Annotated in this window: 25 protein-coding genes; 14 read left to right on the top strand and 11 right to left on the bottom strand. The window is 59.4% G+C overall.

Features of this window, described 5'->3' with window-relative positions; genetic code table 11:
* Positions 1 to 111: 111 nt before the first annotated feature.
* A complete protein-coding gene (locus tag GOV80_RS01305) occupies positions 112 to 663 on the top strand; it encodes a putative pterin-binding protein (protein ID WP_170782562.1) in 552 nt (183 codons plus the stop codon).
* Here the strand turns inward: GOV80_RS01305 and GOV80_RS01310 are convergent.
* Positions 645 to 1,817, bottom strand: a complete 1,173-nt coding sequence (locus tag GOV80_RS01310) for a deoxyguanosinetriphosphate triphosphohydrolase (protein ID WP_170782563.1) — start codon at positions 1,815 to 1,817, stop codon at positions 645 to 647. The genes GOV80_RS01305 and GOV80_RS01310 overlap by 19 nt on opposite strands.
* A gap of 76 nt (positions 1,818 to 1,893) precedes the next feature.
* On the opposite strand from GOV80_RS01310, the gene GOV80_RS01315 reads away from it, so the two are divergent.
* Together GOV80_RS01315 and xth are read left to right on the top strand one after the other, a co-directional pair.
* Complete coding sequence (locus GOV80_RS01315) at positions 1,894 to 2,217, top strand: HesB/IscA family protein (RefSeq protein WP_170782564.1); 324 nt, start codon at positions 1,894 to 1,896, stop codon at positions 2,215 to 2,217.
* 281 nt (positions 2,218 to 2,498) lie between these two features.
* A complete protein-coding gene (gene xth, locus GOV80_RS01320) occupies positions 2,499 to 3,278 on the top strand; it encodes an exodeoxyribonuclease III (RefSeq protein ID WP_170782565.1) in 780 nt (259 codons plus the stop codon).
* Between the two features lie 4 nt (positions 3,279 to 3,282).
* On the opposite strand, the gene GOV80_RS01325 is transcribed toward xth, so the two are convergent.
* Together GOV80_RS01325 and dksA are read right to left on the bottom strand one after the other, a co-directional pair.
* Positions 3,283 to 4,434 (bottom strand): FAD-dependent monooxygenase, encoded by a 1,152-nt coding sequence (locus tag GOV80_RS01325; protein ID WP_170782566.1) that lies wholly within the window; start codon positions 4,432 to 4,434, stop codon positions 3,283 to 3,285.
* Between the two features lie 70 nt (positions 4,435 to 4,504).
* Positions 4,505 to 4,927, bottom strand: a complete 423-nt coding sequence (dksA, locus tag GOV80_RS01330; RefSeq protein WP_170774521.1) for an RNA polymerase-binding protein DksA — start codon at positions 4,925 to 4,927, stop codon at positions 4,505 to 4,507.
* 372 nt (positions 4,928 to 5,299) lie between these two features.
* Here dksA and GOV80_RS01335 point away from each other — a divergent pair, with 372 nt between their 5' ends.
* The 5 genes from GOV80_RS01335 to GOV80_RS01355 all read left to right on the top strand — a co-directional run bounded on the left by GOV80_RS01335 (position 5,300) and on the right by GOV80_RS01355 (position 9,416).
* Positions 5,300 to 6,145, top strand: a complete 846-nt coding sequence (locus tag GOV80_RS01335) for an AAA family ATPase (RefSeq protein WP_170782567.1) — start codon at positions 5,300 to 5,302, stop codon at positions 6,143 to 6,145.
* 97 nt (positions 6,146 to 6,242) lie between these two features.
* Positions 6,243 to 6,692 (top strand): GNAT family N-acetyltransferase, encoded by a 450-nt coding sequence (locus GOV80_RS01340; RefSeq protein ID WP_170782568.1) that lies wholly within the window; start codon positions 6,243 to 6,245, stop codon positions 6,690 to 6,692.
* Complete coding sequence (locus GOV80_RS01345; RefSeq protein WP_170782569.1) at positions 6,689 to 8,053, top strand: DUF2927 domain-containing protein; 1,365 nt, start codon at positions 6,689 to 6,691, stop codon at positions 8,051 to 8,053. The genes GOV80_RS01340 and GOV80_RS01345 overlap by 4 nt, the downstream gene beginning before the upstream one ends.
* Before the next feature lie 3 nt (positions 8,054 to 8,056).
* A complete protein-coding gene (locus GOV80_RS01350; RefSeq protein WP_170774529.1) occupies positions 8,057 to 8,227 on the top strand; it encodes a hypothetical protein in 171 nt (56 codons plus the stop codon).
* A 4-nt stretch (positions 8,228 to 8,231) separates the two neighbouring features.
* Positions 8,232 to 9,416, top strand: a complete 1,185-nt coding sequence (locus GOV80_RS01355; RefSeq protein ID WP_170782570.1) for a vWA domain-containing protein — start codon at positions 8,232 to 8,234, stop codon at positions 9,414 to 9,416.
* Here the strand turns inward: GOV80_RS01355 and trhA are convergent.
* A complete protein-coding gene (gene trhA / locus GOV80_RS01360) occupies positions 9,405 to 10,088 on the bottom strand; it encodes a PAQR family membrane homeostasis protein TrhA (RefSeq protein ID WP_170782981.1) in 684 nt (227 codons plus the stop codon). The two genes, GOV80_RS01355 and trhA, sit on opposite strands and share 12 nt — an antisense overlap.
* A gap of 159 nt (positions 10,089 to 10,247) precedes the next feature.
* On the opposite strand from trhA, the gene GOV80_RS01365 reads away from it, so the two are divergent.
* A complete protein-coding gene (locus GOV80_RS01365) occupies positions 10,248 to 10,937 on the top strand; it encodes a M48 family metallopeptidase (protein ID WP_170782571.1) in 690 nt (229 codons plus the stop codon).
* Between the two features lie 71 nt (positions 10,938 to 11,008).
* Here GOV80_RS01365 and GOV80_RS01370 read toward each other — a convergent pair whose 3' ends face one another.
* From GOV80_RS01370 to GOV80_RS01385, 4 genes are read right to left on the bottom strand one after another with little or no spacing between them, the layout of a single operon-like run.
* Positions 11,009 to 11,551, bottom strand: coding sequence for an RSP_2648 family PIN domain-containing protein (locus GOV80_RS01370; protein WP_170782572.1), 543 nt, complete (start codon positions 11,549 to 11,551; stop codon positions 11,009 to 11,011).
* Entirely contained in the window at positions 11,548 to 12,750 is a 1,203-nt protein-coding gene (locus GOV80_RS01375) for an RSP_2647 family RNA methyltransferase (protein ID WP_170782573.1), read from the bottom strand. The genes GOV80_RS01370 and GOV80_RS01375 overlap by 4 nt, the downstream gene beginning before the upstream one ends.
* A gap of 39 nt (positions 12,751 to 12,789) precedes the next feature.
* Complete coding sequence (locus tag GOV80_RS01380) at positions 12,790 to 13,059, bottom strand: hypothetical protein (RefSeq protein ID WP_170782574.1); 270 nt, start codon at positions 13,057 to 13,059, stop codon at positions 12,790 to 12,792.
* A complete protein-coding gene (locus tag GOV80_RS01385) occupies positions 13,046 to 15,835 on the bottom strand; it encodes a [protein-PII] uridylyltransferase family protein (RefSeq protein WP_170782575.1) in 2,790 nt (929 codons plus the stop codon). The genes GOV80_RS01380 and GOV80_RS01385 overlap by 14 nt, the downstream gene beginning before the upstream one ends.
* Before the next feature lie 186 nt (positions 15,836 to 16,021).
* Between GOV80_RS01385 and GOV80_RS01390 the strand changes: the two genes are divergently transcribed.
* From GOV80_RS01390 to GOV80_RS01410, 5 genes are all read left to right on the top strand, one after another.
* Positions 16,022 to 16,444: a DUF2852 domain-containing protein gene (locus tag GOV80_RS01390; protein ID WP_170774544.1), complete on the top strand. Its 423-nt coding sequence runs from the start codon at positions 16,022 to 16,024 to the stop codon at positions 16,442 to 16,444.
* Between the two features lie 66 nt (positions 16,445 to 16,510).
* The gene (locus GOV80_RS01395) at positions 16,511 to 16,942 is read left to right on the top strand and encodes an RDD family protein (RefSeq protein WP_170782576.1); all 432 of its coding nucleotides are present in this window, start codon (positions 16,511 to 16,513) and stop codon (positions 16,940 to 16,942) included.
* Positions 16,943 to 17,020: 78 nt separating this feature from the next.
* Positions 17,021 to 17,845 (top strand): arginyltransferase, encoded by an 825-nt coding sequence (locus tag GOV80_RS01400; protein WP_170782577.1) that lies wholly within the window; start codon positions 17,021 to 17,023, stop codon positions 17,843 to 17,845.
* Between the two features lie 6 nt (positions 17,846 to 17,851).
* Positions 17,852 to 18,241 (top strand): VOC family protein, encoded by a 390-nt coding sequence (locus GOV80_RS01405; protein ID WP_170782578.1) that lies wholly within the window; start codon positions 17,852 to 17,854, stop codon positions 18,239 to 18,241.
* A gap of 243 nt (positions 18,242 to 18,484) precedes the next feature.
* Positions 18,485 to 19,843, top strand: coding sequence for a dicarboxylate/amino acid:cation symporter (locus GOV80_RS01410; RefSeq protein ID WP_214647924.1), 1,359 nt, complete (start codon positions 18,485 to 18,487; stop codon positions 19,841 to 19,843).
* A gap of 56 nt (positions 19,844 to 19,899) precedes the next feature.
* On the opposite strand, the gene GOV80_RS01415 is transcribed toward GOV80_RS01410, so the two are convergent.
* The 3 genes from GOV80_RS01415 to GOV80_RS01425 all read right to left on the bottom strand — a co-directional run bounded on the left by GOV80_RS01415 (position 19,900) and on the right by GOV80_RS01425 (position 24,403).
* Positions 19,900 to 22,254: a TRAP transporter large permease gene (locus tag GOV80_RS01415; protein ID WP_170782579.1), complete on the bottom strand. Its 2,355-nt coding sequence runs from the start codon at positions 22,252 to 22,254 to the stop codon at positions 19,900 to 19,902.
* Between the two features lie 17 nt (positions 22,255 to 22,271).
* Positions 22,272 to 23,198 (bottom strand): TRAP transporter small permease subunit, encoded by a 927-nt coding sequence (locus GOV80_RS01420; RefSeq protein ID WP_170782580.1) that lies wholly within the window; start codon positions 23,196 to 23,198, stop codon positions 22,272 to 22,274.
* A gap of 122 nt (positions 23,199 to 23,320) precedes the next feature.
* Positions 23,321 to 24,403, bottom strand: coding sequence for a TRAP transporter substrate-binding protein (locus tag GOV80_RS01425; RefSeq protein WP_170774558.1), 1,083 nt, complete (start codon positions 24,401 to 24,403; stop codon positions 23,321 to 23,323).
* Positions 24,404 to 24,454 lie beyond the last annotated feature (51 nt).

The raw sequence follows: 24,454 nt of genomic DNA on the forward strand, positions 1-24,454 counted from the left end.
CGGCGGTTTATCACGCAGCGCGGTAAGGTCAATGGATGCCTAAAGTTTGACCTTGGTTTGGGCGCAATCCCCGCTACAGTCTGCCCGAACTGCGAAATTCGGAGACCATTGATGCGCCTCGCCCTACCCCTCAGCCTGCTTCTGTCCACCGCCCTGCCCGTTCTGGCCGAGATGCCCGCACCGCAAGGACATGTGCTGGTGACATTGGGTGGCGCTGTCAGCGAAACCAACCTGCCGGCGCGGGGCGAGAATGATGGCGGGCTGCTTGGGTTTCTCGAAGTGACCCATGAGGGTGCAGCAGGGTTTGACGCGGCCCTTCTGGACAGCCTACCCCAGATTCAAATCATTATTCCCTATGGCCCGCCCGATCATCAGCGCAACTACACTTTCAGTGGCCCGCTGCTGTCGGACGTCATGATCCTTGCGGGAGCCGAAGGAAAAACCGCACGTCCCATGGCAATGGACGGGTATCAGGCGGAAATCCCATGGGACAGCATTTCGACGTACAAACCCATTTTAGCCACCCATGCCGACGGTGAACCGATGGGCGTCGGAGGATATGGCCCCACCATGATCGTGTTCCCGCCAACCGACGAAGCCGACTCAGCCGAAGCCCAAGCAAGTCAACAGGTTTGGGCACTGGCCTATATCGGCGTCGAGTGACCCGTCGGCGCGGGTCGCCCTGTCAGGCGCACATAGTCCTGTATCGCAAAGCGATCGGTCATCCCGGCGATGTAATCTGATACGATCCGGGCCAGAACAGTCTCGTCCTCGGCAGCCTCAATATCGGAGTGCCAGCGGGCAGGCATTTGACGCGGATCCGCAAGATAGATCGGGAACAGCTCCTCGACGATCTTGCTAACTTCGGCCCGCACTTCCATCACCGAGGGCGCGCGATACATCCGGGTGAACAGAAAGGCACGGATATCCTGCAACTGCGCCCATAATTGCGCCGAGAACTGGATCACTGGGCGACCCAAATTGCGGATATCTTCCACCGAGTGCGCTCCGGATTCGGCAATCAACGCGGCAGATGTGTCTATTACGTCGGATACCATAACCCCAAAGACCCGCCGCAGAGCCTCATGCCTGCGCCGATACGGGTCAAGATTTGGATAGGCGCGATCGACCTCGGCATAGCACGCACCCACAATCGGCAGCGTTTGAATTTCGTCATCACTGAACAAATCCGCTCGCAGCCCGTCCAGCAAATCATGGTTGTTGTAGGCAATGTCATCTGACAATGCCGCCACCTGCGCCTCAGCGCTGGCATGGGTGTGCAGTTCCAGATCAAACGCGCCGTTGCACTCTGCCAACGCCCAAGGCAACTCGCCCTCAACCGGGCCGTTATGCTTGGCGATCCCTTCCAACGTCTCCCATGAAAGGTTGCAGCCATCGAATTCCGCATAGTGTCGTTCGAGTTTGGTCACGATGCGAATGGCCTGCGCATTGTGATCGAAGCCACCATAAGGCTGCATGATGGCATGCAGCGCATCCTCGCCCGTATGGCCGAACGGTGTGTGCCCCAAATCATGGGCCAAAGCCACCGCCTCGGTCAGTTCGGGGTTCAAGCCCAAAGCACCGGAAATCGTCCGCGCCACCTGCGCCACCTCAATGGAATGCGTCAGGCGGGTGCGATAGCTATCCCCCTCATGCTCCACAAAAACCTGCGTCTTGTGCTTGAGCCGCCGAAACGCGCTGGCATGAATGATCCTGTCTCGATCACGCTGAAAGCATGACCGAAAACTGCTCTCTTCCTCTGGCACCAACCGCCCTCGCGCGCAACTGGGATCCGAGGCAAAACCCGTTCTTTCCAAAGGTCTTGTCCTTGTCGCCTGTCCTTGGGTTTTCTATATGGTAGAGTGGTACAGAAATAAACCTTTGGAGCGTGGCATGAATCTGCCCCCAACAGTCACGGAACGCGCCTTCGATCGCCTGGCCGAAATTGGCGCTGCGGATCAGGGACAAGCCCTGCGCGTCGCGGTAGAAGGCGGCGGCTGTTCCGGGTTCCAATACGAGATCGCTCTGGACGAACCGAAAGAGGATGATCTGATCCTTGAGGGTAAAGGACAGAAAGTCATCGTGGACTCGGTCTCACTGCCGTTTCTGGAAAACGCCACGATAGATTTCACTCAGGAATTGATCGGAGCGCGGTTTGTCATCGAAAACCCGAACGCCACCTCATCCTGCGGCTGCGGCACCTCGTTTTCTATGTAGCTACCGGTGGGGGCGTTGCCCCCACACCCCCAGGATATTTCTGGCCAGATGAAGCAGGGATCCGCTCTCCGACCTCAATGCCGGAGAGCTTCACCTGGCGCGGTCATCGGCGTCCCCGCCTGTACCGCAGATCATAAATCGCACGGATTGGTTAACGATCCGTTTCTTCATCTGGCTAAAAATATCCCGGAGCGCGAGGCAGAGCCTCGCTCCCCAACCCACCATCTTGCCGCTGCGTTCATTCTGCGCGATAGGTTGCCAATGGCTCTGGAGGATCGCGCATGAAAATCGCCACGTTCAACATCAACGGTATCAAAGCGCGGATTGAGGCTCTGCCCCGTTGGCTGGATGACGCGCAGCCCGACATCGTGTTGCTGCAAGAGATCAAGTCAGTGGATGAGAACTTTCCCAGGGAACTTTTCGAAGACCGGGGCTACAATGTCGAAACCCATGGGCAGAAAAGCTTTAACGGAGTGGCAATCCTTTCAAAGTTCCCGCTTGAAGATGTGACGCGGGGCCTACCGGGCGACGATGAAGACGAACAAGCGCGGTGGATCGAAGCGACGGTCGTCGGGAAGCACTCGTTGCGGATTTGCGGTTTGTATCTGCCTAACGGCAATCCGGCTCCGGGACCGAAATATGACTATAAGCTTGCCTGGATGGAGCGCCTCTATCGGCGCGCGCAGGAGCTGATCGCTAGTGAAGAGCCGGCGCTGATGGCCGGGGACTATAATATCATTCCTCAGGCCGAAGACGCCGCACGTCCCGAGGCATGGCGGGAGGATGCTCTGTTTCGGCCTGAAAGCCGGGCGGCATTTCGCAAAATCCTGAACCTGGGCTTTACCGAGGCGTTCCGGGCGTGCACACAGGGGCCAGGGCACTATTCCTTTTGGGATTATCAGGCCGGGGCATGGAACAGGAATGACGGCATCCGCATCGACCATTTCCTGTTAACCCCACAGGCGGCAGATCTGATGCGCGATTGCCGGATTGATTCCGAGATACGCGGGCACGAAAAGCCTTCAGATCACGTTCCGGTTTGGGTGGAACTCGATCTTTAATTCCTTATGCGGTCGGGTCGTAGTTGTAGATCCAGTCGTATTTGCGTGCCAATTTCCCACCGATAGCGGACAAGGCCAGTTGCGCGCCCAGACGCATCGGTCCGCGCAAGTGGAAATTGCGGGCATTGGCACCAGCGGTGGCCACGACGTTGCGGGCTCTGGGGCGGCGGGTGGTCTCGTAGACCGAAAGCGCCTGGGTCACCCCTGATTGCTCAGAAAATGCACGCGCCAAGATCCAGGCGTCCTCCAATGCAAGACATGCCCCCTGCGCCATGAAAGGTAGTGTGGGGTGGGCAGCGTCCCCCAGCAAAGCAAGCCGACCGTTCTGCCAACTTTGCGCCACCGGCCGCAGGTAAAGGGCCCAAAGGTGGGTTTGCGCAACCTCGGTCAGCACCTCCCGAACTGGGCCGCCGAAATCCTGAAAGCGCGCCCTAAGATCGTCAGGATCACCTTCCCTGCGCCAACTTTCATCTGTCCAGTCCGAGCGTTCCTCGATTGCTACCACATTCATCATTTGCTGGTCACGTAGAGGGTACAAGACCACATGGCGACCCGGGCCCATTGTCAGTGACGCACATGGCGCTCGGGCGCGTTGAGCCCAAGGTATCGTTGCACGCCAGGCGATTTGGCGGGTGAATTGCGGCTGTTCCTCTCCGTTCAGGATCGGACGCAGAATGCTGCGTCCTCCGTCTGCGGCAATGGCGCATTCGGTGCGCAATCGCTCACCGCTTTGTAAAACCACTTCGGCTTCGCCAGGATGTTTGATCACCTGCGACACTTGAGCACCCAACTGGATATCGACCCCCGCGTTTCGCGCGGCCTGCACCAACAGGTCCAATAGATCGGCGCGATGGTAGTAGTAGGTCGGGCCGGCCGTCGGGGGCGGAATACGGCTGATGACGCGGCCTCGGCGGTAGTCGCGAAGAACCGTTCCGTTTGAGCGTTGTCCTACACGGGGCTCTGTGTGCTCAATACCCAGCGCACGCAGAACAGCCATGCCATTGGCGCTGATCTGAAGGCCCGCGCCCACTTCGGTCAGGGCTGGTGCTTGTTCCAGCACCGTCACCTGCGCGCCCTTCAGGCGCAGGGCCAGAGCAGCCGCCAAACCACCAATACCGCCGCCGATTACGGCAAAACTCAAACCGTCGATATTCATGAGCAAGGCTTAACGCAAAAACGCCGAGGCGACAGGCCCCGGCGTCAAAGATTTCCGAATTTTGCAGCGATCAATCGTCGCGGTGGACCTTCTCGCGGCGTTCGTGACGCTCTTGCGCCTCAAGCGTCATGGTCGCGATCGGGCGCGCATCCAGACGCCGCAGCGAGATCGGATCACCCGTCATTTCGCAATAGCCGTACTCGCCCTCATCAATCCGGCGCAGAGCCGAGTCGATCTTGGCCACCAGCTTGCGCTGACGGTCGCGGGTGCGCAGTTCCAGTGCGCGATCGGTTTCCTCGCTCGCGCGGTCTGCAACGTCCGGAATGTTACGAGTGTTGTCTTGCAGACCTTCGATCGTGTCGCGGCTGCCTGCCAAAAGTTCAGTCTTCCAGTCCAGCAGCTTACGACGAAAATACTCAAGCTGCTTGTCGTTCATAAATGGTTCGTCTTCGGCTGGACGATAATCTTCGGGCAGAAATACTTCCTGCTTCATTTTTGCTCCCTCGGTGTGGCCTGCAACGCCGAGTGCTCTCTCTTCACCAGACATGAGGCATTCCCTTCTGCGGAGCGTTTATCTGACGGCGCGGGGATTGTCACTATGCAAACGACGCGCCTGTGTTGTGTAATCCTAAAGCGTCTAAATATGAGACAACTAATAACAAAACCTTGTTTTTCTGTGAAAAAGTGCGGGCGATTTCTGGGCAAACTTTATATTGCCTCAGGGTGTGTTAGCGCACGAATCAAGCAAAGCCCTTGGAGTTGCTGGTCAATTCCGCATCGGGCGACGCAGCGACGTGGGTTGTAAAAATCTTCGCCCCTCTGTAACCCCAAAGGCACAACCTGCGCGACCTATCATGAGGCCCCAATGACCGCACGCTTTCAAGGCACAGCCGAATATGTTGCCACCGATGATCTGACCATCGCCGTCAACGCTGCGGTCACTTTGGAACGGCCTTTGCTGGTCAAGGGCGAGCCGGGCACCGGTAAGACCGAACTGGCCAAGCAGGTAGCTGATGCGCTGGGTCTGAAGATGATCGAGTGGAACGTAAAGTCCACCACCCGCGCCCAACAGGGCCTGTATGAATATGACGCCGTCAGCCGTCTGCGCGACAGCCAGTTGGGCGATGAGCGCGTGCATGACGTGTCGAACTATATCCGCAAGGGCAAGCTGTGGCAGGCATTCGACGCCGACGAAAAGGTCGTGCTGCTGATTGATGAGATCGACAAGGCCGATATCGAATTTCCCAACGACCTGCTGCAGGAACTCGATAAGATGGAGTTCCATGTCTACGAGACTGGTGAGACAATCAAAGCCAAGAACCGGCCTATTGTGATCATCACCTCGAATAACGAAAAGGAACTGCCCGACGCCTTCCTGCGCCGGTGTTTCTTTCACTATATCCGCTTCCCAGATGAGACCACGATGCGCCGCATCGTCGAGGTCCATCACCCTGGGATCAAGGATGCCCTGCTGACCACCGCGCTGACACAGTTTTATGAAATCCGTGAGACGCAGGGGCTGAAGAAAAAGCCCTCGACCTCGGAAGTGCTGGACTGGCTCAAGCTGTTGCTGGCCGAGGATCTGACCGCCGACGATCTGAAACGCGACGGGGCGAATGCGCTGCCCAAGTTACATGGCGCGCTGCTGAAAAATGAGCAGGATGTTCATCTGTTTGAACGTCTGGCCTTTATGGCGCGTAGCAAACGCTGAACATCCAGTGATCAGCCTTGCCTTACGGCAAGCGGGCTGTCAGCATTGGCACATGATCGCCCGACTGTCGGGCATCCGAGCAGATGGGGCAATCTGAGTGTCTGACACCCTTACGATCCGTGCCTTGCGGCCCGATGACCGGGCCGAATGGGCTGAGATGTGGCGCGATTATCTGGCGTTCTACGAAACATCCGTACCCGACAACACCTATGACAGCACATTCGCGCGGCTTTTAGGGGATGATCCGCATGATTTCTCGTGCTTTGTTGCCGAAAGCTCCGATGGTTTGGTCGGCCTGACGCACTACCTGTTTCACCGCCATGCGTGGAAAGAGGAAAGTGTCTGCTACCTTCAGGATCTGTTCGCCCGCCCCGAGGCGCGCGGAACCGGCGTTGGACGCGCGCTAATTCAAGCCGTGTATGACGAGGCTGACCGACAAGGCGCGCCATCGGTCTATTGGCTGACGCAAGAATTCAACCATACCGCTCGCAAATTGTATGATCGGATCGGCAAACAGACACCTTTCATTCGGTATCAACGCGCATGATCCGCTGGGCTGCTCTTGTGTTCGGTTTGGCATTGGCTGGATGTACGGCTGTTTCCGTCCCAGAACCACCCAGCCGGGTGAAGCCCACCGTTGAAGGGCTGCCGCCCCCAAAGGCCTTTGTAACCCCGCGCCCTACCCCGCCCGGTCGGGCAAATGCCGATATGGCGCGCGATTTCGTATCACTTCACTTTGCGCTGGAAAGCGGCACGCCCCTACCGGTCTTTACTCGCTTCGAGGGGCCCGTAACGGTGCGCCTGACCGGCCAGGTTACTCCGTCGATGCAGCAGGACTTGACCCGGTTGCTCAACCGTCTGCGCCGCGAAGCCCGGATCGACATCAAGCAAATCCCCGAAGGTCAGGCAAATATCACCATCGAGGCCGTCACTCAGGACCAAATTCAGGATATCCTGCCGCAAGCCGCCTGTTTCGTCGTCCCGAACGCCTCCAGTTTCGAGGAATACAGCCGGGATCGGCGCAAGAAGAAAAGCAGTTGGGTCCGGCTGCAAGACCGGCAGCGACTGGGGATTTTCATCCCCTACGATGCCAGCCCGCAGGAAAAGCGCGATTGCCTGCACGAAGAGATTGCACAGGCTCTGGGGCCGCTGAACGACCTGTATCACCTGCCGGATTCAGTCTTTAACGATGACAATATACATACCGTTCTGACCGGGTTCGATATGCTGATGCTGCGCGCCGCCTACTCGCCTGACTTGCGCAGCGGCATGAGCCGTGAACAAGTCGAAGCCGTTATCCCCGGCATTCTACGCCGTCTGAACCCAAACGGCGAAGTCCAGCCCGTAGGTCCCCCGTCAGAAACCCCGCGTGAATGGATCAGGGCGGTGCAAAAATCGCTGAACCCCAACCGCAACGTGCAGGCCCGGCTACGCTCTGCCCAGCGCGCCGCGCAGATCGGACACGAACAGGGCTGGACCGACCACCGCCGCGCCTATCCGCACTACCTGATGGGGCGCATGGGGCAATTTGACAACCCGCAAGCCGCTTTGCGCGAATATGATATCGCGCTGCAATTTCTGCGCACGTCACCGAGTACTGAGGTGCATCAGGCCTACATTACCACGCAGCTTGGCGCCTATGCGCTGGCGCAAGGCAGCGGTCCCGACTTCCTGCCCGAATTGGACAAAGCCATCGACGTGATGACCCGCGCCGAAAACGCCTCGCAATTGGCGACTTTGCTGTTGCTGAAATCCGAAGCGCTGAATCAGGCCGGACGGTCCACGCAGGCACGTTCCGTCAGGCTGGACAGTCTGGGGTGGGCGCGCTACGGCTTTGGCTCGGAAACGGTGGTCCGGTCGCTGATGCAAGAGGTTGCAGAAGCACCGTCCAACAACAGAGGCGGTTAACGCATGGTCGTAGTTCTGGGAATGGCGATACTGGGGGCAATCCTCGGGGCACTGACGGCACGAAAACGCAATGGCAGCGGCGCGGATATGGCGCAATATGCTGCGGGCTATGGCATCGCTTTTTCGTTGGTGGGTCTGGTCCTGTCCCTCATTCTCGTCCGACTGATCGCGTAGACCCATGTTCCTGCCCTTCTTCGAAAACCTCCGCAAAGCCCGTATTCCCGTCTCACTACGCGAATATCTGACCTTTCTGGAAGGCATGAAAAAGGGCCTGGCCACCTATGATGTCGAGGCATTCTACTACCTCGCCCGCGTTTCGATGGTGAAGGACGAGCGCAATATCGACAAGTTCGATCAGGCCTTTGCTGCCAGTTTCAAGGGCTTGGAAGAGATCAGCTTTGATCAGGTGATCGAGGCCGTGGACATCCCCGCCGAGTGGCTGGCCAAGATGGCCGAAAAGCACCTGTCCGAGGACGAAAAGGCCGAGATCGAGGCCATGGGCGGGTTCGAAAAACTGATGGAGACGCTGCAAGAGCGTCTCAAGGATCAGGAAAGCCGCCATCAGGGCGGCAACAAGTGGATCGGCACGGCCGGGACCTCTCCGTTCGGGGCTTATGGCTATAACCCCGAGGGCGTGCGTATCGGCCAGAAGGAAAGCCGCCACCAGCGCGCGGTCAAGGTCTGGGACAAGCGCGAATTCAAAAACTTAGACGACACTGTTGAACTCGGCACCCGCAACATCAAGGTCGCCCTGAAACGCCTGCGCCGCTGGGCGCGCGAAGGCGCGGCGGATGAGCTGGATCTGGACGGCACAATTCGCGCCACCGCGGAACACGGCTATCTGGACGTCAAAACCCGCCCCGAACGTCACAACGCGGTCAAAGTGCTGTTGTTTCTGGACGTAGGCGGATCAATGGACCCGCATATCAAGGTGGTCGAAGAGCTGTTCTCAGCCGCGCGGACCGAGTTCAAGCATCTGGAATATTACTACTTCCACAACTGCCTGTACGAAGGCGTCTGGCGCGACAATGCCCGCCGCTGGGATCAGCAGACCCCCACCCATGAGGTGCTGCGCACCTACGGCCCCGATTACAAGTGTATTTTCGTAGGCGATGCCTCCATGAGCCCCTATGAAATCGCCTACCCCGGCGGGGCGAATGAGCACTGGAACCAAGAGGCAGGTCAGGTCTGGCTGCAACGCGCACGAGACCAGTGGAATTCAAACCTGTGGATCAACCCAGTGCCCGAGAAATACTGGGAATACACTCATTCCGTTAGCATGATCCGCGAGATTTTCGAGGACCGCATGGTGCCGATGACCTTGGCTGGGCTGGAACAGGGCATGCGCGAGCTAACGCGATAAAGGTTCGCTCGGTAACGCCGGGGCCCATGCCGTATGCGCGGAAACGGCGGCAAAAAACAGAACGCTGCCTGTCAGAACAAAAACATGCCAGATCGTGTTGTGAAAAGGCAGCCAGTCCAACAGGTAAAAGGCAATCCCGGTCGTGTAGACAATGCCGCCTGCGACCATCAGCCAGATAACGGGATGGGACAGGTCCGCTAGCAGAGATTGCCCCGCCCAGACGACGGCCCACCCCATTAAAACGTAGAGCCCCAACCCAAACCATCGAAAGCGATGCGGGTCAATCATCTTCAGGGCCGACCCAAGCGTTGCCGAAGACCACAAACCAATCAACAAACCCGGCGACTGTACGCCCGAAATCAATATGAATGGCGTATAGGTTCCAGCAATTTTCACATAGATTCCGGAATGGTCCAACCGCTGCAATACATGCCCCCACCTGTCCGATTGCACCATGTTGTAGGCTGCCGAAAGCGACAGCATCAGAATAAGCGTGACCCCATAAACTGAAACGCCCAGTATCGCGGCGGGCTCGGTGCGGTACTGAACCGTCAAGAAAATGAGCGTAGGAACCGCGATGCTGGCGGCGCTGACGCCCAGAATATGCACAAACCCGTCGCTGATACGCTCGGCGCGGCTGTAAGATGGGCGGATTTCTGCAAAAGACCACATGATAACAAGGGTATGGCGCAACCTCTCGCGCGGCAAGCAAAGGCTCAGTCGTTTCAGGCGACCTCACCCTAGATTGATGTCACGCGAGCTAGGGCATCGTGATCGTTTCAGCCCCGATTTTTTGTTGCCCTCGCCCCGATCGCCCCCCATATCTGAGGTATGCTGCGATTAACTCCGATCTTGCTGGCGATTGCCTATGCCGTTGTCATGTACCGGATTTCCGTCTGGCGCACCCATCGCGAGTTGGATGCGAAATCTACAGAGTTGGCGGATCCCGCTCTAAAACGCATGACTGACCGATTGGCCGCCGCGCTCGAGATCGAACGTGTGCCGGTTTATATCTATGAGATCGACCCTGTGAATGGGCTGGCCGCACCGGATGGACGGATTTTCATCACACGCGGGTTCTATCGCAAGTTCCGCAATGGAGACGTCTCGGCCGAGGAGATGGCCAGCGTGATCGCGCATGAGCTGGGCCATGTGGCCTTGGGTCATGCGCGGCGGCGGATGATTGATTTTTCCGGTCAGAATGCACTGCGGACGGCGTTGATGATGGTGTTGAACCGGTTCATTCCGTTTGTTGGCGCATGGCTCGCTAATATGCTCGCGCATCTGCTGGCCTCGCGCTTGTCACGTGGCGATGAATATGAGGCGGATGAATACGCCGCCGCGTTGTTGACCAAGGCAGGAATTGGGATCGGGCCGCAGAAATCTCTGTTTCACAAGCTTGAGGAACTGACCGAGCAACGCGCAGGTGTCACGCCCGCCTGGTTGATGAGCCATCCCAAGACAGATGAACGAATTGCGGCGCTGGAGGCGTTGGAGCAGCGTTGGGGTGCGGGTGGATAGGTTTCGGCTGTGAGGGGCCAGCCCCTCACACACCCCGGGATATTTTTAGCCAGATGAAGGGCGGATCGGGATTAGGTCGTGAGAGCTTTGCCCAAACGCGGGAGGCGGGCTTTTTTCATCAGCCCGCGCAGGGTCCATTGGTCACCTGAGAGGTGGTTGGCCTGCGTGAGGACTCGGTGGGCGGTATCCGAGAGGCCTTGCGGATCGGCTTTCCAGAAGCCATGCAGCAGCGTGTCTGGGTCATGGCGGATCAGGCCCTCATCCGACAGGATGTTTCGGGGGAAGTCCTTGGCATTCATGGTGATGATCGCATCTGACGACGAGGTTATGGCGGTGGCCAGAACGTGGATATCGGCGGCATCGGGTAGCCAGAGGCGCTGTTCCACGCCCGGTTGCGCCGCGCGTTCCGCCTTGGGCCAGTGCGATTGTGTCAGGGCAATTTCGGCGCGGGCCTGTACCTCGCCCGTGGGGCCCAGTTTGCGGGCGGCACGGGCCCATTCTTCGAGGATGCGCGCCGACCAGATGGGTTCGAAATGGCCCAGTTTTGCCGCGCCCAGTAGCATCTCTCGCATCACCGTGGGGTAGATGACGCATGTATCCAGAACCGCCCTCACAGCCGGTAGAACACGGCTTTGAGGTAGCCGCTTTCCGCCAGTTGCGGCAGTTGCGGGTGGTCGGGGCCAGCAAAGCCGGTGTGGATCAGTTGCGCCTGCCGCCCGGCCCGGCCGATCCCGCGGGATGAGGCGTCGCGGAAACGACCCAGATCGGCGGCGTGAGAACAGGAACACAGGCCAAGATAACCGCCCGGTTTGACCAGCGGCGCGGCCAGACGCGCGATGCGCTCATAGGCGCGCAGCCCCGCGTCCAGCGCCTGTTTCGAGGGCGCAAAGGCAGGCGGGTCGCAGATCACTACGTCGAATTGCGCGCCCTCTTCGCCCAATTGGGTCAGCACGTCGAAGGCATCGCCTTGGCGGGTTTGGAACCGGTCGGCACAGCCAGACGCCTGCGCGCCCTGAGTGGCCAGATCCAGTGCGGCGGCTGAACCATCGACGGACAGCGCTTGCCCCGCTCCGCCTGCCAGCATCGCCAGACCGAACCCGCCCACATGGCTGAACACATCCAGCACCTGCGCGCCGGGTTGAACCAGACGCGCCGCGAAGGCGTGGTTGGGGCGCTGATCATAGAACAGCCCGGTTTTCTGGCCGCCGGTCAGGTCGGCCATATAGGTCGCGCCGTTCATCGGCACCGACAGCGGCGCGTCGGGGGCCGTGCCGTGCAGGGTGAGGTTGGCATCGTCCAGCCCCTCAAGCCCGCGTGTCCGGCCCGAGGCGTTTTTCAATACCGTGGTCACGCCCGTTACGGCGACCAGCGCGTCGGTCAGGGTGTCCAGATGCGCTTCGGCCCAGGCTGCGTTGGGTTGGATCACGCAGGCATCGCCAAAGCGGTCAATGATGACGCCGGGAAAACCATCCGCCTCGGCATGGATCAGACGGTAATAAGGCGCGTCGAACAGACGCTCGCGCATGTCCAGCGCGCGGCGCAGGCGGGTTTCGAACCACGTGGCGTTTAAATCGGCATCCAGATCGCGGTCCAACACGCGGCACATGATCTTGGACTCGGGGTTTACTGCAACCAACGCGATGGGCGCGCGTTTTTCATCCTCTAACACGGCCAAAGCCCCTGCCGGGATTTTGCGGGTGCGGCGGTCGGTGACGATATCATTGGCATAGACCCAGGGGAACCCGTGGCGCAGGCCGCGCGCATTGGCTTTGGGTTTCAGGCGGATACGGGGCCGGTCAGCGGTTTGGGTCATGCCGCCTCTCTTAGTGGCTCCGGCGCGCGGGGAAAAGCCCTAGCGGCTGCGGGATTTCCAGCCGCCCCGGCGTTTGGGTTTTTGTGCTGCCTGCAGCCCTTCGGCCAGCACCTGCGTCATCGGGTGATCCGCCTGCGCCGCGTAGATCGAGTGCAGATCGGTCAGCGCCTGCGTCTGGTCCCGATCCGCAGGCAGGCTAAGCGCCCAATCCAAGAAGATACTGCGGCATTCGGGCAAGGTGATGCCCTCGATATTATATGCCTCGCGGATCAGGCCCTTGTGGTCGTTGGGGTCGTCACTGCGCGCCATGGGTATCCTCCGAAATCACGCGGCCGATGATCCCGGCGGCGGTGTCGTAACTGTCCTGCAACGCGGCCTGAAGCTGGTCGACCTTTTCAAACCCGGTGGCCCGGCACAGGAAAGCGGTGCCGCCCTCGCCGATCTTGTCGGCCTCGATCACCTTGCCCGACAGCAGCCGGGCCGCGCATTGTACCGACCAGCATAGATCATAGCAGTCCTTCAGCGTTTGCGCCTGCGCGACATTCAGCAAGCCAGCAGCGACCGCGCCGTCCATCCCCGTGTGTACATCACGTTGAGGTAGACCGGACAGCAACGCGCCTGTCTCGGCCATCAGTTCGATATCCATCATCCGACCCGAGCCGTTCTTGGCATCCCAGATACCGGCCGGAGATTTGGCGGCGGCAAGTCTCGTGCGCATCTCGGCCACCTCGCGTAGCACCTTCGCGGTATCTCGGGGACGGGTCAGAAATTCGGCGCGGAAGGTTTCGATATCCTGCGCCAGATCAGCATTTCCAGCCACAACGCGGGCGCGGGTCAGGGCCAAGTGTTCCCAGACCCATGCTTCATTCTGCTGGTAGTTAGTGAAACTGGCCCAACTGGTTGCCACCGGCCCCTGATTTCCCGAAGGGCGCAGACGCATGTCGACCTCATAGAGCCGCCCCTGCGACATGGGCGCAGACAAGGCCGTGATCAGCGCCTGCGTGAAGCGCGCGTAATAGGTTCGTGTCGCCAGCGGGCGCGGACCGTCGGACATGTCCTGATCCAGCGGGTCATAGATCACGATCATGTCCAGATCGGATTGCGAATTGATCCGCCCCGCCCCGATCGAGCCCATGCCCAGCACCGCCGCCCCCCGTCCTGGCGCGAGCCCGTGTTTGCGGGCGAATTGCCCGGCCACATGCGGCAAAAGCGCGGCGATCACGGCGCTAGCCAGATCAGCATAGTGCTGCCCGGCCTGCGCCCCGTCGATTAATCCGCGCAGGTGGTGGACGCCGATGCGGAAATGCCATTCCTTGCACCAGCGTCGGGCGAAATCTAGCTGCGTCTCGTAATCCGACTCTTGCGCCAGCGCCTGCTCCAGATCGGCCTGTAAGGCCGCCTGCCCCGGCCAGTCATCAAAGAAGCTGCCGCCAATCACCGCGTCAAAAACTGAGGCATTCCGCGAAAGGTGCCCCGCCAGCGCGTGAGATGTCCCTACGATATCAACCAGTAGATCGATCAGATGTGGGTTGGCCTCGAACAGGGAAAACAGTTGCACCCCCGCAGGCAGGCCCGACAGGAATCCGTCGAGCGCCAGCAGCGCTTCATCCGGTTTCGCGGTTTTGGCCAGACGCGACAGCAGTTCCGGTTTCAGCCTTTCGAATATACGCGCACCCCGTTGTGAGCGCAGCGCCGGATAGGTCGGCCAGCGCGCCATGACCCCTTCGTCAAACGCGACCTCGGGGGTCGGCGCGGGGGCTGCGGCTCCGGGGGCGAAGAAGCCTTCGGTCAGCTCATGCACTTCGGTCAGGCGACGGGTCAGGTCGGCGGTCAGCTCGGTGCTGTCGATCCCCATCAGGCAGGCGACACGCGCGATCCCGTCGGGCGATTGCGGCACCTTGTGGGTCTGGGCATCATGGATCATCTGGATGCGATGCTCGACCTCGCGGTGGGCGCGGTAATGGTCGGTCAGCTTGTCGGCGACCTCCTGCGGGACCCAGCCTTTTTCGGACAACGCGGCCAGCCCCGGCACCGTGCCGCGAACGCGCAGATCGGGGTCGCGCCCTCCGGCGATCAGCTGTCGGGTCTGGGTGAAGAATTCGATCTCACGAATGCCGCCCTGCCCCAGCTTCATGTCGTGGCCCGGAATGGTCAGAGCGCCGCCGGTCCCCTTATTCTCGCGGATGCGCAGGCGCATGTCGTGGGCGTCCTGAATAGCGGCAAAATCCAGATGCCGCCGCCAGACAAAGGGGCGCAGAGTATCCAAGAACCGTTGCCCGGCCGCTAAATCCCCAGCGCAGGGGCGCGCCTTGATATAGGCGGCACGCTCCCACGTGCGGCCCAGACTTTCGTAATACCGCTCGGCGGCCTCGGCCGCCATGCAAACCGGCGTCACCCCCGGATCAGGGCGCAGGCGCAGATCAGTGCGGAACACATAGCCATCGGCGGTTTTGTCGCTGAGCGTGGCGCAGAAGTTCCGCGTGGCCCGCACCATGCCATGCCGGGCCTCATAGAAATCATCCGGGTCAAACCGGGTCTCATCGAACAGCACGATCAGGTCGATATCCGAGCTGTAGTTCAGCTCATGCGCGCCCATCTTGCCCATGGCCAGAATGATCATCCCGGCGGCGGTCTCAACGTCGTCCTCGACCATACCGGGCAGTTTACCGCGCCGGATCAACGCCGCGATCTCGGCCTTGGCGGCCACATCAGCCGCCAGCGCGCCGAAATCCGTCAGCGCAGCGGTGACTTTTTCTAGCGGCCATGCCCCTGCTACATCGGCCAGCGCGGTCAGCAGCGCCATCCGCCGCTTGCCTTGCCGTAAACCGGGCTTCAGTTGATCCGGTGGCAGTGCGCGCGCGGCGGACATTACCTCAGCCAAGGCTTGATCGGGATGGTGCAACGCCTGCGCCAGCCAGTCTTTTTCCAGATCAATCAACCCTTTGAGGTACGGGCTTGAGCCTGCAACGCCAGCAATCAATTCGCCCTGCTGCGGCGTAGCATCGGGGACCGCTGCGCGCGCCTCATCGCCCAAAGCCGGATCGAACGGGCGCGGCATTCGGTGAATTGTCAGAGCGTCGGTCATGCGGCCTCCTGCATCACAATGATCAGAGATGGCCTGATTTCAAAGGCTTGTACAAGCGGAAACTGGCACTCTGCGTCACTGACACCAATACAATGTAAAACATTTTTACATCACCCCCTTGCAACCCAACTAGTAGTCCCCATCTATTCAATGTGAAAACAATTTACATCAACCCGGAGAACCCAAATGACCGCACTATCCGACCCCGCCGTCCCTTCGAATCCGGGATGGTTGCACCGTATCGAGGCCTGGCTGGACGACAAAGGCAAAGGCGCCTGGATCGCCGCAATGGTGCTTGGTTTCATCTTCTTCTGGCCCGTGGGCCTTGCCCTTTTGGCCTATATGATCTGGAGCAAACGCATGTTCAGCAAATCCTGCAGCCGTCGCAAATCCTGGAACAGCCACATGAGCGCCATGAAACCTTCGGGCAACAGCGCGTTCGACGCCTACAAGTCCGACACTCTGGCGCGACTGGAACGTGAACAAAAAGAATTTGAAGCCTTCCTGCGCCGTTTGCGCGAAGCCAAGGACAAGGCCGAGTTCGACCAGTTCATGGATGAACGCGCCCGCGAAAACCGCGACGACGCCGAAACCGGCGCGACGGCCTGATCCGACCTTGCCCTGCCCCGGATTTCGGGACAGGGTGATCCTATTCAACGACGCGGATATCCCTATATGACCCATCTACCCGATCCCGATCGCCAGCCGGAATTCTATCAATCGGTGGCGACTAAACGCTTTGTTGCCTGGCTGTTCGATATCGCGCTGATTTCGCTGCTGTGTATCGTGCCGGTCTTCCTGACTCTTGGCGCGGGGCTGTTTTTCCTGCCGCTGATCTACGGCGTCATCAGCTTTGTCTACCGCGTGGTCACGATCACCAACGGGTCGGCCACGCTGGGCATGCGCTTTATGGGGATCGAGCTGCGCGACGCATTCGGCGCGCGGATGGATCTGGGCAAAGCGGTGGCCCACACGGCTGGGTATTTCGTTAGCATGGCGTTCTTTGTCGTGCAGATCGTTTCGGTGGTCATGATGCTGACCAGCGCCCGCTGTCAGGGCCTGACGGATTCGTTCCTTGGAACGGTGATGATTAACCAGCGCGCATAAGACAAACAGGGCCGCGTGAATCACTTGGCGGTTCCGGGATCGGTTGTTATCATCCGACCCAGGAAACACGGAACGTTCATGCGACACACGCTGCCCATTGCGCCACAATTCTATGTGACGGCCCCACAGCCTTGCCCTTATCTTGAGGGCAAGATGGAGCGGAAACTGTTCACCGCCCTGCAAGGTGAAGGCGCGGACCAGTTGAACAATTCCCTTTCACAACAAGGGTTTCGGCGGTCTCAGAACGTGCTCTACCGTCCCTCTTGCGCCGATTGCGCGGCCTGTTTGTCGGCACGGATCGACGTGTCGGCCTTCAAACCCCGCAAAAACCAAAAACGCGCAGCCAAGCGCAACGCCTATTTGCAGCGCAAGGCGAACTCGCCCTGGGCCACAGATGAGCAGTATGAGCTGTTCCGCCGTTATCTGGACACCCGCCATTCCGATGGTGGCATGGCCGATATGGACGTGTTCGAATTCGCCGCGATGATCGAGGAAACGCCGATCCGGTCGCGCGTCGTAGAATACGCTGACCCAAACTCGCATGAGCTGATCGCTGTCAGCCTGACCGATGTACTCGATGACGGGCTGAGCATGGTCTATTCCTTTTACGACCCACATCAGCCGCAGAATTCCCTCGGGACATATATGATCCTCGACCATATCGACATCGCACGCGAAGCTGGATTGCCCTATGTCTATCTGGGCTATTGGGTGCCAGGCAGCCCCAAGATGGGCTACAAGGCCCGTTTCTCGGGGTTGGAGGTCTATATTCGGGGCGAATGGACACGCGTCAGTGATCCCTCCGACCTTGCAGCTGCAGGACATCATCCGCTGTCTACCGCTCCGATTGCCGAGCAGGTCGCCAATATCCAACTGCCCGACCGTCACCCTACCAAAGGCTGATCCCTCATGCGGCAAAGCTTGCACGCGGTCACACTGGTCGTGCCCGACTATGATGAGGCAATTGCATTCTATACCCAAACCCTGTCCTTTTCGCTGTTGCAGGATATCGACCTGGGCGGAGGCAAGCGATGGGTGCGCATCGCCCCTGCGGGAGCCCAGCAAGGCTCGCTTTTGCTGGCACAGGCTAACGGCCCGGAACAGGCAGCGGCGATTGGCAATCAGACCGGCGGGCGGGTTGGTTTTTTCCTACAAACCGATGATTTTCAACGCGACTACACCGCCATGAAAGCGGCTGGCGTGACGTTCGAGGAAACCCCGCGTCATGAACCTTATGGAACCGTCGCGGTCTGGCGTGACCCGTTTGGAAATCGCTGGGATTTGATTGAATTCAGCTAGGGCGCGGTCCGGTATTTCGACTGCCTCAGGGCAGATCCCTCAAAAAAGATGAAGAATTATTAATCATCTAAATGGCGACTTCCCTACGCTCAGCGATTGAATCCTTACCCTACGTCACCAAATAATCCTGACCCTCAGCCGTTCGACCCCGTTTAGATCCGCACGGCTGGGCTTCAATGACATAGCCCGTGATGCAACAGGTTCCCGACCTGCGGGTTTGGCTTTGGTAAAGGGAGACGGACAATGACCCATGCTATGCGACGGCTGCTTGCGGCCAACCTGACGACGCAAATTCTAACGGCCCTTGCGCTTGGTTCAGCCCTTGGACTGGCCCTGAACTATTGGCAAATCCCGTTCCTTCAGGAGCATATGGTCAACGGCCTGTTCACCATGGTTGGTCAGATGTTCCTGAACGGGCTGCAAATGCTGGTCGTGCCGCTAGTGGTGTTTTCCCTGCTGTGCGGCGTGGTTGGGATTGGTGATCTGAAGGTGTTGGGCCGCGTAGGCGGGCTGACCTTTGTCACCTATCTGGCGACTACGGCGCTGGCGGTGATGACGGCGCTGGTGTTCGCCAACATCATCAATCCCGGCATGGGATTTGACAGCCTGCATATGGCCAGCGCGGATGTGTCCGTCGCAACGCAGGATACTGCGTGGCAGATACTGGCAAACATCATCCCCAAGAACCCGGTTCAGGCGCTGGCCAATGGCGAAATGCTGCAAATCATCTTCTACGTGATCGTTGTCGGTATCGCCGTGCTGATGATCGGCAGCCGCGCCAAAACTTTTGTCGAGGGTTGCACCTTCATGAACGAACTGGCTATGAAAATCGTCGAGATCGTGATGGCCTTTGCCCCGATCGGTGTCTTTTGCCTGATCGCCAAGACCTTCGCGGTCGAAGGGTTCAGCCTGTTCGCCCCGGTCATCGGGTACCTGACGACCATCAGCCTCACGCTGGTCTTTCACCTCTGCGTGACACTGATGGTGCTGCTTTATGTGTGCACCGGTCTCAGCCCGCGCGCGTTTCTGCTCAAGATGCGCTCGGCGCAGGTATTTGCCTTCTCGACCTCAAGCTCAAACGCGACGATCCCGGCCTCGATGCAATGCGTGACGCAGCGCATTGGTGTGGACCGCTCGGTTGCTTCGTTCGGCATCCCGTTGGGCGCGACGATCAACATGGACGGCACCGCGATCATGCATGGGGTGGCAACCGTGTTCCTGGCCAATGCCTATGGGATTGATCTGGGGCTGGGTGGCTATATGACCATCATCTCGATCTCGGTTCTGGCTTCCATCGGAACGGCAGGCGTTCCCGGCGTGGGGATTGTGATGCTGGCAATGGTTCTGAACCAGCTGGGTATGCCACTGGACGGGATCGCCATCATCCTCGCCGTTGACCGGATCATCGACATGATGCGGACGGTGGTGAACATCACCGGCGACGCGGTTGTCACCACCATCGTTGCGCAGCGTGTCGGCAAGCTGGACCGGGCGGTCTTCAATGACCCCGACGCTGGGACGCAGACCCCCGCCACGCTGGATATCGACCACGAGGCCGAAGCTGCTTTTGCGGAACTGACGCGTCCAAAGGCAAAAGCCTGAACAAAAAAGACCGGAGGCCACAGGGCCTCCGGTCTGTCATTCTTCTGTCGGCCTGATCAGTTCGGGATCAGATCCGGCACGATGGTCACGATGGACGGGAAGAACCACAGGATGGCGATTCCCACCACCTGGATCAGCACGAAGGGCACGATCCCGCGATAAATATGGCCCGTCGTAACTTCTTTCGGAGCAACACCGCGCAAGTAGAACAGCGCGAACCCGAAAGGTGGCGTCAGGAACGAAGTTTGCAGGTTCACCGCCACCATGATCGTCACCCATTTCGGATCGAACGACCCGCCATAGATCACCGGACCCACAATGGGGATCACGATGTAGATGATCTCGAGGAAGTCCAGCACGAAGCCCAGAATGAACAGCACCAGCATCACGATCAAGAAGACCGTAAACTCGTTGTCAAAACTACGCAGGAACTGCTGGATATAGTGTTCCCCCCCGAACGAGATCACCACAAGGTTCAGCAACTGCGAGCCGATCAGGATGGTAAAGACCATCGAGGTCACCTTGGCCGTCTCGCGCACCACGGGCGTCAGAACCCCGCTGGTGAACAAGACCCAGCAACCAAACAGCAAGCCGAACAGGGCAAACAAGTAGGCGCCATAGGCCACGATGAAGGCAATCCAGGTCTCGACGCTGACATCGCTCTGGTTAATGCGCAGATCGAAGTTCACACCCATCAGCAAGGCCACGATCACGGCCAAAGTCGCCCAGATGATCACCTTGGCCGAGCGGCCCTGATCCTGCAGCTTGCGGTAAGCGGCCAGCATGATCGCCCCGCCTGCCCCCAGCGCCGCAGCGGGCGTCGGGTTAGTCACACCACCCAGGATCGAGCCCAGAACCGCGATGATCAGAACCAGCGGCGGGAAGACCACACGGATCAGATCATTGGTCGCACAGCGCGCGGCGGCTTCTTTGCAGCCATAGATGGCCAGCGCAAACGGCACTGCCAGCAGCACAAAGGTCACACCCGAGGACGTGGTCGGAGCGATGAACAGCACATCGACCAACAGCATCAGCAACAGGCCGATGGCCCCTACAATCAGCGGCTGCGTCGGCTTCGATGGCGCGATGCCGCGACCCATGACCAGCGTCAGACCCAGCAGCACGACCATGACGGCCACACCGGTTCCGATCGGCGCAGCCGAAGCGATCTTGGCTTGTTGCGCAGCGGCCAGTTCCTCTTCGCTCAGGCGGGTCGACTCGGCGGCCCCACCTGCGGCGTCGATGGCCTCTTGCTCGGCTACGGCCTGATCCCAGGCCAGTTGCCCATGCAGGTCGATCATCGAGGCTTTGCATTCCTCGGACACGTTCGTGCGCAGCGATGCGCCCTCACCGATATCCGAGAAAGCCGAGACGCTGATGTTCTGGCTTCCGACAACACCAGCACTGCTCAGAACCATCATGCCAACGATCAGCGCAACCGGTGCACCCAGCAACCAGGTCAGACCTTCGGCACGGGTGATCGGCTCACCACTGCCGCCTGACATTTCAACGGCCGGGGCCTTTTCCGGATTCAGCAGCGCATAGCCAAAGGCATAAAGCGCATAAAGCAGCGCCAGCATGATCCCCGGCAGAAGTGCGGCCTGAAACAATGTCCCAACCGAAACCACCGCAGGTTCGCCCAGATAGGTCAGCGCGTCAGTACAGCCTGCATCTTGCGCGCGGGTTTCCTGCGCGGTCGAATAAAGATCACCGGCCAGTGTCCCGAGCAAAACGATCACGATCGACGGCGGAATGATCTGCCCCAACGTGCCCGAGGCCGCAATCACACCGGTCGCCAGTTCCGGCGAGTAGTTGTTGCGCAGCATGGTTGGCAGCGCCAGCAAGCCCATGGTCACAACGGTCGCGCCCACGATCCCGGTCGAAGCGGCAAGGAACGCCCCCACAACCACAATAGACACAGCCAGACCACCAGGCAGCGGGCCAAAGACACGCGCCATCGTGGTCAACAGATCGTTTGCGATCTTCGAGCGTTCCAGCGTGATACCCATCAGGACGAACATCAGAACGGCCAGCAGGGTTTCAATCGACTGACCGGCCAGCACGCGTTCGTTCATACGGTTCACGATGAATGACACATTGCGGTCCAGCGCGGTTTCCCAGCCCTGCACAAAGACCGGTTCGGCGATCCTCGGTAATTCCGGGAAGCGGAACACCGATACCGTTTCTGGTTTGACCCCCGAATTGACGAGGTCCCGGTACGCTTGGGAGCCGGTATCAATTGCCTGGTGGATCAGCAGCCCCGCACTGTCCAGCGCAGCGATGATCCCGAAGGAAATGATCCCTGCCCCGCCGATAGCAAATGCCACCGGGAAGCCGGATAGGATGCCTCCAAAAAGGCAGAAGAATACGATAATGAGGCCTATCTCGACGCCATCAAGTCCGAATAGCATAGTCTTGGTCTCCGTCCTTAATGCGTGCCTTCGAAGGCTTCTTCACCCTCACCAAGGCTGTCCTTGTCGAGGTATTTTCCGGTGCTCTCGGACCCTTCCGAGTATTCCAGGAACGAGCGGTAGAGGAATGCGATGGCGTGCAGGAACACCATGGCCGCAAAAGCCACCAGCAGGATCTTGAACAGGAAGTAGGCGTTGAACCCGTTGGGGCTGAAACCGATGGTTTCCACGTTCCAGCGCAGCGCGCGGGACTTGGCGACCAGGCGGTCCAACGTATCACTGGCCGAGGGTTTCGGCACGATCAGGTGCCGCCACATGAAGTACCAGCCATACATCCAGGTCAACACGGCCATCGGCATCATGAACAGAACCGCCCCGCACATATCGACCACACGCTTGGCCCGGTGGCTGATCCCGGCGTAGATCAGGTCAACGCGTACATGCCCGCCCTGAACGAAAGTGTAGGTGCAGCACAGGCAGACAACCATGGCGTTATAAAGTTTAAGTTCTTCCGCGAACCAACTGATATCTTGCGTAAACGGGATACCCAGGCCAAAGGACATATCGGGCCGGGTAAAGACCCGCTGCATGAACACGATGACGATCTGCTGGATCACCATCAGCAAGCCGGCCCAGGCGAAAAAGCGGCCGGTTGTGTTGGCGAAACCCTCAAGGACCCGCACCATTCCCCACATGAAGTTGCGGTAATACAGTCCAACTGCGGTCAGAACCAAAAAGAAGGTAAAGACCACAAAGAAGAACTCGACCGAACCGCCATAATAGACAAAACGCATGATCGACGCCTTGTCCGACCAATCCAGCCAGAGTTGCGGATGCGTGATGGCATATCCGAAATTATAGAAAGCTTCGGCAATGTTCTGAATGAACCATAGCAGCCCATTCCACAGGGCGCCGAAGAACGAGATACCGTTATCGTCCTGCATGTTGTCCCCAGGTCGCGTCAGTTGCACGAGGTGTTATCGCGGGCATGTCCAAGCCCGGCACGTGCAACGGGAAAGGTTTCCCCGCACAGGGCGGGGAAACCATTTGGTCGTGAGTAGGTTGCTTAGCCGCGAACGCGGTCGCGCTGCGTGGTGTAGGCACCCGAGGACAGGTTCTGCCACGCCGAGGATGCTGCCATCGACGACATTGCGCTGTCGTGGATTTTCTTGAACAGCTCGTCGCCCATGTTTTCGTCCAGAACTTCCTGGCTGGCCTGACCGAAGGCATCCCAGACGCTGTCGGGGAACTCCAGAACCTTCACGCCGCCCGATTGCAGACGCTGCAGCGCCGCACCGTTGTTGGCCAGGAATTGCGCCAGGTTCCACTGGTGCGCTTCGCCAGCTGCGATCTCGATGATCTTCTGCTGTGCCGGTGTCAGTTCGTCGAACACATCGCGGTTCGTTGCCAGCGACAGACCTGCGCCCGGCTCGTGGAAGCCCGCGGTGTAGTATGTCTTGGTGATTTCCTGGAAACCGGCCTTTTCGTCCGCCCAGGGGCCAATCCACTCGGTGCCGTCAATCGCACCCGAGGACAGCGCCTGATACACTTCCGAGCCCGGAATGTTCTGAACCGATGCGCCCAGCTTGCCCAGCGCCTGACCACCCAGACCCGGCATACGGAACTTCAGACCTTGGAAATCCTCGGGGCCGTTGATCTCTTTCGAGTACCAGCCACCTGCCTGCGCACCGGTGTTACCCGCCAGGAAGGATTTCAGGCCGAAGATCGAACCCAGCTCGTCATGCAGCTCCATGCCGCCATCATGGTAGTACCAGTTCACAAGTTCCTGCGCGGTCATGCCGAAGGGCACGGCAGTGAAGAACGCATAGCCCGGATGCTGACCTACAAAGTAATAGTCGGCAGCGTGATACATGTCGGCCTGACCGGACGACACCGCGTCAAACACTTCGAAGGCACCAACCAGTTCGCCAGCGGCCTTGATTTCGACATTCAGGCTGCCGTCGGACATAGTGTTGATGCTGTCGGCACAACGTTGCGCGCTGTCGAACACGCCCGCCAGACCGCGACCCCACGAGGTCACCATGGTCAGGGTGCGTTTGCCCTGTGCATAAGCCGGAGCTGCCAGCGTGGTGGCGGCAGCGGCCGAGCCGCCCAGTGCAGATGTTTTTAGAAATGAACGACGATCCATATGAGTGTTCCTCCCCTACATAGTCCAATCCCCCGAACTTTGCGGGGGCAG

The organism is Ruegeria lacuscaerulensis (assembly GCF_013034685.1).
GTDB classification, from domain to species: domain Bacteria; phylum Pseudomonadota; class Alphaproteobacteria; order Rhodobacterales; family Rhodobacteraceae; genus Ruegeria; species Ruegeria lacuscaerulensis_B.

What these genes read in the sequence shown, in the direction of transcription:
- GOV80_RS01305 (WP_170782562.1), top strand. Translation starts at nt 112, where the DNA reads ATGCGCCTCGCCCTACCCCTCAGCCTGCTTCTGTCCACCGCCCTGCCC.
- GOV80_RS01315 (WP_170782564.1), top strand. Translation starts at nt 1,894, where the DNA reads ATGAATCTGCCCCCAACAGTCACGGAACGCGCCTTCGATCGCCTGGCC.
- xth (WP_170782565.1), top strand. Translation starts at nt 2,499, where the DNA reads ATGAAAATCGCCACGTTCAACATCAACGGTATCAAAGCGCGGATTGAG.
- GOV80_RS01325 (WP_170782566.1), bottom strand. Translation starts at nt 4,434, where the DNA reads ATGAATATCGACGGTTTGAGTTTTGCCGTAATCGGCGGCGGTATTGGT.
- dksA (WP_170774521.1), bottom strand. Translation starts at nt 4,927, where the DNA reads ATGAAGCAGGAAGTATTTCTGCCCGAAGATTATCGTCCAGCCGAAGAC.
- GOV80_RS01335 (WP_170782567.1), top strand. Translation starts at nt 5,300, where the DNA reads ATGACCGCACGCTTTCAAGGCACAGCCGAATATGTTGCCACCGATGAT.
- GOV80_RS01345 (WP_170782569.1), top strand. Translation starts at nt 6,689, where the DNA reads ATGATCCGCTGGGCTGCTCTTGTGTTCGGTTTGGCATTGGCTGGATGT.
- GOV80_RS01350 (WP_170774529.1), top strand. Translation starts at nt 8,057, where the DNA reads ATGGTCGTAGTTCTGGGAATGGCGATACTGGGGGCAATCCTCGGGGCA.
- GOV80_RS01355 (WP_170782570.1), top strand. Translation starts at nt 8,232, where the DNA reads ATGTTCCTGCCCTTCTTCGAAAACCTCCGCAAAGCCCGTATTCCCGTC.
- trhA (WP_170782981.1), bottom strand. Translation starts at nt 10,088, where the DNA reads ATGTGGTCTTTTGCAGAAATCCGCCCATCTTACAGCCGCGCCGAGCGT.
- GOV80_RS01365 (WP_170782571.1), top strand. Translation starts at nt 10,248, where the DNA reads ATGCTGCGATTAACTCCGATCTTGCTGGCGATTGCCTATGCCGTTGTC.
- GOV80_RS01375 (WP_170782573.1), bottom strand. Translation starts at nt 12,750, where the DNA reads ATGACCCAAACCGCTGACCGGCCCCGTATCCGCCTGAAACCCAAAGCC.
- GOV80_RS01380 (WP_170782574.1), bottom strand. Translation starts at nt 13,059, where the DNA reads ATGGCGCGCAGTGACGACCCCAACGACCACAAGGGCCTGATCCGCGAG.
- GOV80_RS01385 (WP_170782575.1), bottom strand. Translation starts at nt 15,835, where the DNA reads ATGACCGACGCTCTGACAATTCACCGAATGCCGCGCCCGTTCGATCCG.
- GOV80_RS01390 (WP_170774544.1), top strand. Translation starts at nt 16,022, where the DNA reads ATGACCGCACTATCCGACCCCGCCGTCCCTTCGAATCCGGGATGGTTG.
- GOV80_RS01395 (WP_170782576.1), top strand. Translation starts at nt 16,511, where the DNA reads ATGACCCATCTACCCGATCCCGATCGCCAGCCGGAATTCTATCAATCG.
- GOV80_RS01400 (WP_170782577.1), top strand. Translation starts at nt 17,021, where the DNA reads ATGCGACACACGCTGCCCATTGCGCCACAATTCTATGTGACGGCCCCA.
- GOV80_RS01405 (WP_170782578.1), top strand. Translation starts at nt 17,852, where the DNA reads ATGCGGCAAAGCTTGCACGCGGTCACACTGGTCGTGCCCGACTATGAT.
- GOV80_RS01410 (WP_214647924.1), top strand. Translation starts at nt 18,485, where the DNA reads ATGACCCATGCTATGCGACGGCTGCTTGCGGCCAACCTGACGACGCAA.
- GOV80_RS01415 (WP_170782579.1), bottom strand. Translation starts at nt 22,254, where the DNA reads ATGCTATTCGGACTTGATGGCGTCGAGATAGGCCTCATTATCGTATTC.
- GOV80_RS01420 (WP_170782580.1), bottom strand. Translation starts at nt 23,198, where the DNA reads ATGCAGGACGATAACGGTATCTCGTTCTTCGGCGCCCTGTGGAATGGG.
- GOV80_RS01425 (WP_170774558.1), bottom strand. Translation starts at nt 24,403, where the DNA reads ATGGATCGTCGTTCATTTCTAAAAACATCTGCACTGGGCGGCTCGGCC.